Genomic DNA, 10,253 nt, shown 5'->3' with positions numbered 1-10,253 from the left:
ATGAAAAACTTCCAGTTCCCTGTTTGTCAGAACATCTACAGGGGAATCATTGACGGTTGAGGGATATTTCTGAAATTTGTTTAGCACACGAGCGGTCATGTTTTGGCTTAAAAAAATATTGCCTGAAAATATGCACCGGATCGCCGTGACCACAGAATCCGAAGCTTCTTTTTTGTTGATGTAGCCACGGGCTCCGGCCTGCAGGCATCGCTCCGCATAAATCTGTTCATCATAAGTGGAAAGGACCAGAACCGGCAAACGCCTGTGGTGGCAGTTCAGATGTTTGAGCAAATCCATGCCGTTGCTTGTTTTCAAGGCCAGATCCAGAATCAGCATATCCGGCTTCAATTCAGCAATACCCTGAATACCGCTGTTGACATCCTCGAAAAACCCGCAAACTTCCAGGTCCGGCTCAAGGGCGATTAAATCCGAAAGCCCCATCCGAAAAATGGGGTGGTCTTCCACAATCAAAATACGCCTGATTTTTTGTACCTTACAGGACGGAGAAGGCATCTTTTTGCTCCTTTATCATCATGTGGGGATTAAAGCCCAGCACCACACGGGTACCCGTGTCTTGATCTTTCCGGATATCCAGTACCCCACCGATCCGCCGGGCCCTGTAGTGCATAATGCGGATTCCCATGCCTTGGGTATCGATCTTGTCAGCCAGGCCGCTGCCATCGTCATGGACCTGCAGCACCGCTCTTTCTTCTGTGCCGGAAATGGAGATCCATATGTTTTGGGCTTTTCCGTGCCTGACGGCATTATAGGCGGCCTCCCGGGCAATATAGAAGATATGGGTTGCCGCAATTGTTCCGGTCTGGATGCTTGGGCCTTCATGTTCGAGATTGCAGGAAACATTGTAGATTTGCTCGATATCCCGGCAAAGTTCCTCTAAGGTCAGCTCCAGGGCCTGATCGGCAATGTGGGTCGGGCAAAGCCCTCGCGAGATTCTTCCGCTTTTGCTCACGGCCTCCCGCACCAGTTCCCGCAATTTATCCACAGGCGCAATATCTGTATAGCCCTGTGCCACAAGTTTCTGCCGCAAAACTTTTTGTAAAACTTCTATTCCCAGCAAATGCGGACAAAGATCATCATGGAGATACTGCCCCAGCTGAAGGCGTTCGCGTTCACTGATTTCAATAATTTCCCGCTCCAGCCGTTTCGTCTCGGTGAGATCCTCCAGGGAACAAAGCATGCACCGTTGGCCCCAGATACTGATGAGTTCGGCGTTGACAGTCCCCAGCCGTTGCTTGTTTTCAGAATTGACAAATTCAACGCCCATATCCCGAATCCGGCCCTCATTTATTAAAATATCAGTTAGTTGGGAAAAATTTTTGAACTGGACAAACAGGGAAAACTTAGTGATGGATTTGCCGATCACATCCTGATAATTGCACCCGGTAAACTTTAAAAAACTTTGATTGGCGTCGATAAATCGATTATTGTTCAGGTTTGCAATAAAAATGCCGCTGGGACTGGAATGAAACGCTTTTGAAAACAGCTCTTCGGTTTTCCGTCGCTCCTCTATTTCTGCACGGATTTTGGTGCTGTAGGACTCCAGCCTGTCCATAAACTGGTTAAAATATAGCGCCAGCTTACCGATTTCATCTTTTGTCCGGCTTTCCATCCGCCCGGTAAAATTGCCGGCCGCGCCCTGGGAAAAATTTTTTTCCAATTGATAAAGGGGACGGGTGATGCTTCGGGCAAAAGTAAATGTCACCGGCAGCATAACGGCTAATATCAACAGCACCGATCCCGCCACAATGTTTCTAACAGTCTTCAGGGGCGCATAGAACTCTTCAAGGTAACCGGTGGAGGACACAATCCAGTCATATTCGGGTATATAATTGTAAATTACCATTTTTTCTCGAAATATTTCTTCACCAGGATTTCGCCAGGAGTAAAACAGCTTGCCGTTTTTGGTTCTGCACTGGTGCCGAACCAGGTGGTATCCGTCCGCATCCACTGCGTCCCAGAGATTGCCGGAAAGATGGGGATGCACCACAATGTTGCCGTTGCTTTCCAGAATATAGCTATACCCGGTTTTGCCAAACGTCTGGGCAAGAATATTGTCTTTGAAATCGGAAATATTGATCAGCCGGGTAAATTCGGAACGATAGGAAGAAACCGATATAACCCAGTCCCAGGGTTCAAAATATGTCATATACAGGGCTTTGGGGCGGGGGTTTTCTTCGCCGGGATTTTTCCATTCATACTCCAAATATCCCTGTTTTCGCTTCATCTGGCTCTGGATAAATGCAAAATGGGAAAAATCCACATCTTCCACCAGCGGATCGGGGTGCATTACCGCAATTCCATTGGAATCAAGGCAATAGATATATCCGGTGTCACCGATTGTCTGACCCAAAAAGATTTGCTTCAGGCGGGCTTTTGCCTCTTTTTCTGAGATCTGCCCCTTTTTTACCCGTGAGTGGTAGAATGAAGCGATTTCCAGGTTCTTTTCCGCCACAGCCCGCAGATAATTCTTGATAGAAGCCTGGGCCGTGGTTTCAACCGTGTTTAATATGGAATCTGTGGCATTGGAGAGCTTGCTTTCAATGTTTTGCTTAATGGTTTTTCCGGCGATGTAATATACACTCATGCCAACCATTAACACCGCAACAAGAACGATTAACGAATAGGTATAAAAAAGCTTCAGCCCGATGGGCCGATCCTGAAGATATTTAAAAAAACGATTCATGTATTCCTCCCGCTCACTGCCTGATCATTCTTTCTAAACATCAGGCAAAACACAAAAAACATATCTGAACAGTGAACCGTTATCCTTACAAAGTTTCAATCAGGTGTCAACAGAATAAAACTATCTGATATTCAATAAAATTTTCTTTTTCATACTTTGGACAGGGGATCGGGTTCGTTTCCAAAGGCTTACTTTGCCATTTGGGACAGGAATAGAAACAAAACCGTCAAAAAATCAGCTTACAGGTGGCGCTGACCGGGCGCCGGTCCGTTTACCGGCGGGCCGGCAAAGCACTGGGCTTTGAGCATCCAGTCCCTGGCGGTTTCGCCTGTGACTTCAAGGGATGTGTCCTCCACGTGCCGGCGCTGGACCACCACCAGGCAAAAGTCTTCTGCAGGTCCGGTGATACGATTTTGGGCGTCTTCGGGGCCCCAGGACCACAAATCCCCGGACGGGGCGGAGAGTTCCACGCGAACCGGGTTTTGCGGAACTTCAAGGCCCCGGTTGATATAGGTCCAGCCAAAGGTTTTCACACCAAGATGGGCGATATGGCGCAGGCTGTCTTTGGGTGTGCGGCCGATGCCCAGGGTGTCAAAAACATCCTGGCCGTGGGCCCAGGTCTCCATGAGCCGGGCCGTGGCAAAGGACAGCGCGCCCATGGGCGGGCCGTACCAGGGCAGGCGGTCTTTTGGTCCGCACTTTTGAAGGGCATCGAGCATAATACCCCGCCGGGTTCGCCACCAGTCCATGAGCTGATCCGGGGTCAGGTCCCGGCCCACCTGCTCCAGGTGCTTTTCAAATGCCGCAAAATCAGAGATTGCCTCTTCCAGGTGCTTGTTGAAACCCTCCGGGTCTGTGGCTGCAAGGGCCGCCCGGTCGTCAAAATAAGCCAGGTGCCGGATTTCGTCCTTGATGCACCAGGTCAGAAACGGGGTGGGAAGTTCCCACTGCTCCGGGTCCAGCCCGGCCACCAGGTTGTCCAGTTCTTCATGCTCAGCCTGCAGATCATTACAGATCTCTTCCATTGTCTTACCCCCCCCTGCTCCCGGTGTTCTGTCCTCCGCCCTCTGTCTTCCGTCCTCTGTCTTCCGTCCTCTGTCTTCCGTCCTCCGTCTTCCGTCCTCCGTCCTCCGTCCTCCGTCTTCCGTCCTCCGTCCTCCGTCTTCTGTCTTCCGTCCTCTCGCCTCTCATAACGCATAACCGCCTTTTACTTTCCCTTAAACTGCGGCTGCCGCTTTTCCATAAACGCGGTAATGCCTTCGATTGCATCTTCGGTGGAAGACACCACCCGGATCTGTTCGACCAGGTAATCCAGGGCCTGCTCAAAGGACATGTCGCGCATATGGTAAAACGCCTGCTTGCCAAGCTTCATGCCAATGGGGCTTTTTTGGCAGAGGTTGTCCAGAATTTGACCGACTTCTGCGTCCAGGTTTTCAGCAGACACCACCCGGGTCGCCAACCCCATGTCCAGGGCCTGGTTTGCGCTGAGTTTTTCGCCCAGCAGAATCATTTCCATGGCTTTTTTGGTGAGCACGTTTCTGAAAATAAGGGCGCCGATCATCATGGGCCAGAGCCCCACGTTTACCTCAGGGGTGCCGAACTTGGCCGTGTCAGCAGCCACCACAATATCGCAGGCCAGCATGAATCCGGTGCCGCCGGCCAGACAATAGCCGTTTACCCGGGCCACGGTGGGCTTGGGATAACCGGCAATGCGCTTGAGCAGATCCGCGTATGCCTGCTCCGGGCGGGTCTGCTGGTTATCGGAAGACCCGCCCAGGTCCGCGCCGGAGCAGAAGGCCTTTTGTCCGGCACCGGTTAAGCACACCGCCCGAACGGTTTGGTCTTGTTCAGCCGCATCCAGGTGCTGGTTAAACAGCCCCACCAATTCCGGGCTGATGGAATTGCGGCGGGCTTCCCGGTTGATGGTCAGCCATGCCGCACCATTTATGACTTCATACAGGAGTTCATCGTTCATGGGTTTATCCTTAAGCCTCTGGTACAATGGATGCCGGCATTTCAATAACCTTTGCCCTCAGATACTCGCCCAGGGTTTTGGCCTGGGGATCGCTTCGGAAGGAGGCGGCCACGCCGTCGCCCAAAATGCCGTGAATGTAGAAATTGACCGCCAGCAGGTTGACCAGCTCAAAGCGCTCGATTTCATAGGGTGCGCAATCGGGCAGCAGTTCCTTTAATTTTTCGGATGTCAGAAATTCCCGCAGAAATGCAAACGCCTCAGGGGTTTTGGCCCAGACGCCCAGGTTGGCGTTGCCGCCCTTGTCTCCGGATCGGGTTGCAAACACCCTTCCCATGGGCGCCTGCACCACAGGTCCTTCCGGGACCGCCGGCATACTGATCTTTTTGGGATGAACATCAACGGGTGCAGAATCCGGTGCTGCGCATTGGACTTCCAGTTTTTGGTCCCCAATTTCCACGACCTGGGTCAGGTGCTCCATGGACACCAGGCTGGGCCAGTGCACAACAGCCTGTGTGGCCCTGCCCGGCGGACTGGTGATGGTAAATCCCGGAATACTTGCAAGGACAAGTTCCACGACATTGTTTGCAAAACGACTGGCGCGTTTTGCATCCCGGTCCATCACTGTGATTCGCAGAAAAGCAAATGCCTCGTCATTGGACGGGGGATCATACTTGTCTGAGCGGATCAGCTGCACGTCAACGGTCTGGAACTGGTCTTTTCCCCCGATGCTGTCAAAAAGGGTGTCTTGGACAATTTTGGCTTTTTTTTCAATGTCTAACCCGGTTAGCACCACTGTCATGCTGTTTTTATGCCCGCCCAGGGTGTTGATGCATACCTTGGCGGCGGCCGGGGGAGGACCGCCGCGCACGCCTGATGCCAGAACCCGGTGGTTTCCCTGGTCTTCGAGCATCAGGGTGTCAAAGTGCACGGTCACATCCGGGGTCAGGTAGGCGGGTGCTGAGATTTCATAGAGCAGCTGAGCTGTGACCGTACCGCTGGATACCAGGCCGCCGGTGTCTGGATGCTTGGTGATCACAAAACTGCCGTCTGAAAAAATTTCAGCTATTGGAAAGCCAACGTTTCGAAATGAGGGGACTTCATCAATAAATGAGTAATTGCCCCCTGTGGCCTGGGCGCCGCATTCAATCACGTGCCCGGCTGCATAAGCCCCGGCCAGTCTGTCCCAGTCTGTTTGGCGCCATTTAAAATGCCAGGCCGCCGGCCCGGCAGCCAGTGCAGCGTCGGCCACCCGGCCGCAGACTACAATGTCTGCCCCCTGTTTGAGGGCCTCTGCAATACCCCATCCTCCGAAATAGGCATTGGCGGTAATGGGCACGGCCCCGGCCTGCTTTAAGCTGATATTCTTATCCATGTGAACAAAGGCTTCGCCCTGACCCTGCAGATCTTCCAGGCGCCCCATGAGATTATCCCCGGTAATGCAGGCGATCTTTGGATGCAGGCCCAGCTGATCAGCGGTTTCTTCAAGCTTTTGGGCCAGTGCGGCCGGATTGAGCCCTCCGGCATTGGATACCACCTTTATGCCCTTTTCAAGGCATTGGCCCATGATTTCTTCCATCTGATTTAAAAAGGTCCGGGCATAACCCCGGTCCGGATCTTTTAACGTGTCCTTGAGCAAAATGGCCATGGTCAGCTCGGCCAGATAGTCACCTGTAAGAACATGAACAGGCCCGCCCTGGACCATTTCCCTTGCAGCCGAAAGCCGGTCGCCGAAAAACCCGCTGCAATTGGCCACAATCAGTTTTTCATCTGCTTTTGAATGACTCATGAAGCTTCTCCCTTGTCCTGCTCCGCCGCAACTGTCACCAGCAACTGCCCGGGTTTGACCTGATCTCCGGCTGCTGCTGCAACCGATTCCACGGTCCCGGAAATGGCTGCGGCAAACTGGTGCTGCATTTTCATGGACTCGATCACCAGCAGTGCCTGGCCGGCCTCGACCCTTTGGCCCGGGCTGACCCGCACTTCCACGATCACCCCGTTCATGGTGGAGACCACATCTCCGCCTCCTGCCGCATCCTGTGCGGATTTGGCCGTGTGAAGCGTTTTGTCCTCAAATACAAAATGCCCGGATCCGGCATCCACAAACAACTGGTTGTCGCAAAATGCATACCCGGCTTTCCGGCGGACCCCGCCGTCAATGTAGATAACACTGTGATCATCTGCCCGCACCCATTCCAGGGCCACCTGCCGGTCGTCTTCGGGTTGCGCACTTTTTGCATCTGCTGCATCTTTTGCCGCCATTGAAACCGCAAATCCGGCATCTTTTTTGGCCAGGGACAGAGAATAATCGGTTTCATCGCAATTGAGCACAAAGTTGTACCGGTACGGCGCCGGGGTGTGCCATCCGGCATCCCGGGTTTGGGGGCAGCGGCCCTGGTAGAAAATCATGGCGGCAAGGGCCAGGGTTTTATCTGAAAGGGCATTTTTTTCCATGCTGATATCATCTGAAAAATGTTTTTCAATAAAAGCGGTTGTGGCCTCGCCTTTTGCAAAGACCGGATGGTTGACAATGCGCTCCAAAAACAATTTGTTATTGTTAAACCCCAGAAGAACCGCGTCACGTAAAACCAATGCCAGCCGCCGCCGGGCCTCATCGCGGTTTTCGCCCCATGCAATGACCTTTGCCACAATGGGGTCATAGTGTGCTGCCACTTCCCGGCCGGCCTCAATTCCGGAATCCACGCGCACGCCCTCCCGCTCCGGGACCTGCCAGGCCAGAACCGGCCCGGTCTGAGGCAGAAATCCCCGGCGGGCGTCTTCGGCATAGAGCCTTACTTCAATGGCATGGCCCAAAAACTTTATCTGATCCTGTGACAGGGGCAATTTTTCCCCGCAGGCCACCCGGATCTGCCAGGCCACCAGGTCCTGGCCGGTAATCATCTCCGTGACCGGATGCTCCACCTGAAGCCGGGTGTTCATTTCCAGGAAATAAAAATTTTTATCCGCATCCACCATGAATTCCACCGTGCCCGCGCCCAGGTAGTTGCAGGCCCTGGCCGCATTGACCGCGGCACCGCCCATTTTTTCCCGCAAATCCGCATCCACAAATGGTGACGGCGCTTCTTCCACCACCTTCTGGTGCCTTCGCTGAACCGAGCAGTCCCGCTCGCCCAGGTGAATCACGTTGCCGTGCGCGTCTGCGAAAACCTGGATTTCAATGTGGCGCGGCTCCACAATGGCCTTTTCCAGGATCAGTTCATCGTTGCCGAATGTGCTTTTGGCCTCTGCCCGTGCCGCTTGGATTCCGGGGGCCAGATCCGCGGTTTGGGTGATCAGGCGCATACCCCGGCCCCCGCCGCCCGCAGAAGCCTTGACCATCAGGGGAAGGCCGATTTTTTCCGCTTCAGACAATAACACTTCATCTGTCTGGTCCTTTCCGTGATATCCGGGAATGCAGGGAACGCCCGCAGCCACCATGGCCTCCTTGGACAGGCGCTTGCTTCCCATCAGCTCCATGGCATCGGCTCCAGGACCGATAAAGACCAGGCCGGCGGCTTCACAGGCCCGGACAAAGGCCGGGTTTTCCGCCAAAAACCCGTATCCGGGATGAACCGCAGTGGCCTGGCTTTTTTTGGCAGCTTCAAGAATGTTGTCAACGGACAGATAGGATTGGGCCGCCGGGGCGCCTCCAATGCACACGGCCTCGTCTGCTGCGTCCACGTGAAGGGCGTCTGCGTCGGCTTCGCTGTAGACCGCAACAGTGGGAAAGCCTTGGTTGCGGGCTGTGCGGATCACCCGCACGGCGATCTCCCCGCGGTTGGCGATCAAAATTTTATGAATCATGGGTTTCTCCTTACATGCGGGCAATGCCAAAGGTATTGGGTTTGACCCGGCGAATTTTTGCCTCATGGCAGATATCGAGCACAAAACCCAGAATGCTGCGGGTATCGCGCGGATCAATGAGGCCGTCGTCCCACAGCCGGGCCGTGTTGGCCAGGGCATGGGAGCGTTCTTCCAGGGCCTTTCGGGTGTCTGCCTCGATCTGGTCCAGAAAATTTTCATCCACCTGCCCCATTTTTTCCATGCGCGCATGGGCCACCTGGCGCAGGACACTGCCGGCCTGGGCCGGTCCCATGATGGACACCACGCTGCGGGGCCAGGCAAACACAAAATCCGGATCCATGCCCCGGCCGCACATGGCGTAATTTCCGGCACCGTAAGAGCCGCCGACAATAAATGAAATCTTTGGCACAGTGGTGTTGGTCACAGCCTGGATCATCTTTGAGCCGTGCTTGATAATGCCCCGGCTTTCGGCCTCGGTTCCCACCAGAAACCCGGTGGTGTTGTGGAGAAAAACCAAAGGAGTGTCGGACTGCTCGCAAAGCTGCATGAACTGGGCTGCCTTGGCAGCACCGTCTGAGGTGATGGGGGCGTTGTTGCCCAGCACCCCGCAGGCCTGGCCGTGAACTTCCATAAAAGCGCACACCGTGCCTGCGTCATATTCGGCCTTGAAATCCAGGATATCCGATCCGTCTGCGATCCGGGCCATGATCTCCCGGCAGTCATAAGGCGTCTTGGGATCCACGGGCACAATGCCGATCATTTCTTCCGGAGGACAGACCGGAGCGGCATAATCTTTTTGGGACAAAGCCGGCAGGTTTTTATTCCATTGAATTTTCTCAATAATCTGTCTGGCAAGCCGGATACCGTCAGCGTCGTTTTCCGCCATGTAATCCGATACGCCCGATACCTGGCAGTGCAGTTCCGCCCCGCCGATTTCCTCGTCGGTGGCAATCTCGCCTGTGGCGGCCTTGAGCAGGGGCGGGCCGGCCAGGTAAACCGTGGACTGGCGCCGAATCATGACAATATAATCGGAAAGTCCCGGTTGGTAGGCCCCGCCGGCGGTGGCACTTCCGTGTACCACTGTGATCTGTGGAATACCGGCCGCCGAAAGCCGGGCCTGGTTGGCAAAAAACTTTCCGGAAGCGCCGAACATGTCCCCGGCCTCCCGCAGGTCCCCGCCTGCGCTCTGGGCCAGGACGATAAAGGGCATTTTCTTGTTTAGGGCTATCATCTGCATGTTCATGCGCTTTTCCGCCCCGTACCGGGAAATGCTGCCGCCCTTGGTGAGATAATCATCCACGTAAATGGCGCACCGGGTGCCTTTGACATAGCCGATACCGGCAATGCAGGTGCCGCCCGCAGCAGAGCCGTCCGTGTCGTTTCCCTGCATGTAGCCGGCCAGGCTGTAGAGCTCCAGAAAAGGGGCCCCGGGGTCCAGAAGCAGGTTTAAGCGCTCCCTGGGGCTGATGTATCCCCTTTTCCGGTACCGCGGAATTTTGGCCTCAGCAGTTTCGAGCACCCGCTTTTCAATCTCGCGCACCCGGGCAAGACCTTCCTCCATGTGCGCTTTGTTGGCCTGAAATTCTGCAGACCGGGGTTGGATCCGGGATTTGAAAACTGGCATGAGCGATTCCTTATGGGTTCAAGGTTCAAGGTTCAAGGTTCAAGGTTGAAGGCACCGTAAAAAGTCTGATTTCAGATGGTGCCGTAAAAAGTTCAAGATCAAGGCTTGCGCAATTTCGAAGAATGCAGCGTACTTATCCGTACGTGAAA

The 10,253-nt window shown here is 54.3% G+C and carries 7 protein-coding genes; all 7 read right to left on the bottom strand.

Going from position 1 to position 10,253, the window contains the following annotated elements:
- Window positions 1–465: response regulator (locus ACTCIA_RS15485; protein WP_463002710.1), on the bottom strand; the 465-nt coding region annotated here is incomplete at its 3' end.
- 28 nt (window positions 466–493) lie between these two features.
- Window positions 494–2,704 carry a cache domain-containing protein gene (locus ACTCIA_RS15480; RefSeq protein ID WP_463002709.1) on the bottom strand — a complete coding sequence of 737 codons (2,211 nt, stop codon included), beginning with the start codon at window positions 2,702–2,704 and terminating at the stop codon, window positions 494–496.
- Between the two features lie 239 nt (window positions 2,705–2,943).
- On the bottom strand, window positions 2,944–3,729 hold the full coding sequence (locus ACTCIA_RS15475; protein WP_463002708.1) for a TIGR03084 family metal-binding protein: 786 nt from the start codon (window positions 3,727–3,729) through the stop codon (window positions 2,944–2,946).
- A 182-nt stretch (window positions 3,730–3,911) separates the two neighbouring features.
- Window positions 3,912–4,679, bottom strand: coding sequence for an enoyl-CoA hydratase/isomerase family protein (locus ACTCIA_RS15470; protein WP_463002707.1), 768 nt, complete (start codon window positions 4,677–4,679; stop codon window positions 3,912–3,914).
- 10 nt (window positions 4,680–4,689) lie between these two features.
- Complete coding sequence (locus ACTCIA_RS15465; RefSeq protein WP_463002706.1) at window positions 4,690–6,465, bottom strand: acyclic terpene utilization AtuA family protein; 1,776 nt, start codon at window positions 6,463–6,465, stop codon at window positions 4,690–4,692.
- Window positions 6,462–8,480: an acetyl/propionyl/methylcrotonyl-CoA carboxylase subunit alpha gene (locus ACTCIA_RS15460; protein ID WP_463002705.1), complete on the bottom strand. Its 2,019-nt coding sequence runs from the start codon at window positions 8,478–8,480 to the stop codon at window positions 6,462–6,464. Before ACTCIA_RS15460 ends, ACTCIA_RS15465 begins: the two co-directional genes overlap by 4 nt.
- Window positions 8,481–8,490: 10 nt before the next feature.
- Window positions 8,491–10,104, bottom strand: coding sequence for an acyl-CoA carboxylase subunit beta (locus ACTCIA_RS15455; RefSeq protein WP_463002704.1), 1,614 nt, complete (start codon window positions 10,102–10,104; stop codon window positions 8,491–8,493).
- Window positions 10,105–10,253 lie beyond the last annotated feature (149 nt).

The sequence above is a fragment of the Desulfosalsimonas sp. genome, from assembly GCF_055149105.1.
This window is presented reverse-complemented; position numbering and strand designations above follow the sequence as displayed.

Bases quoted from the DNA above. Each gene is read 5' to 3' on its own strand.
- ACTCIA_RS15465 (WP_463002706.1), bottom strand. From the start codon at position 6,465: ATGAGTCATTCAAAAGCAGATGAAAAACTGATTGTGGCCAATTGCAGC.
- ACTCIA_RS15460 (WP_463002705.1), bottom strand. From the start codon at position 8,480: ATGATTCATAAAATTTTGATCGCCAACCGCGGGGAGATCGCCGTGCGG.
- ACTCIA_RS15470 (WP_463002707.1), bottom strand. From the start codon at position 4,679: ATGAACGATGAACTCCTGTATGAAGTCATAAATGGTGCGGCATGGCTG.
- ACTCIA_RS15475 (WP_463002708.1), bottom strand. From the start codon at position 3,729: ATGGAAGAGATCTGTAATGATCTGCAGGCTGAGCATGAAGAACTGGAC.
- ACTCIA_RS15480 (WP_463002709.1), bottom strand. From the start codon at position 2,704: ATGAATCGTTTTTTTAAATATCTTCAGGATCGGCCCATCGGGCTGAAG.
- ACTCIA_RS15455 (WP_463002704.1), bottom strand. From the start codon at position 10,104: ATGCCAGTTTTCAAATCCCGGATCCAACCCCGGTCTGCAGAATTTCAG.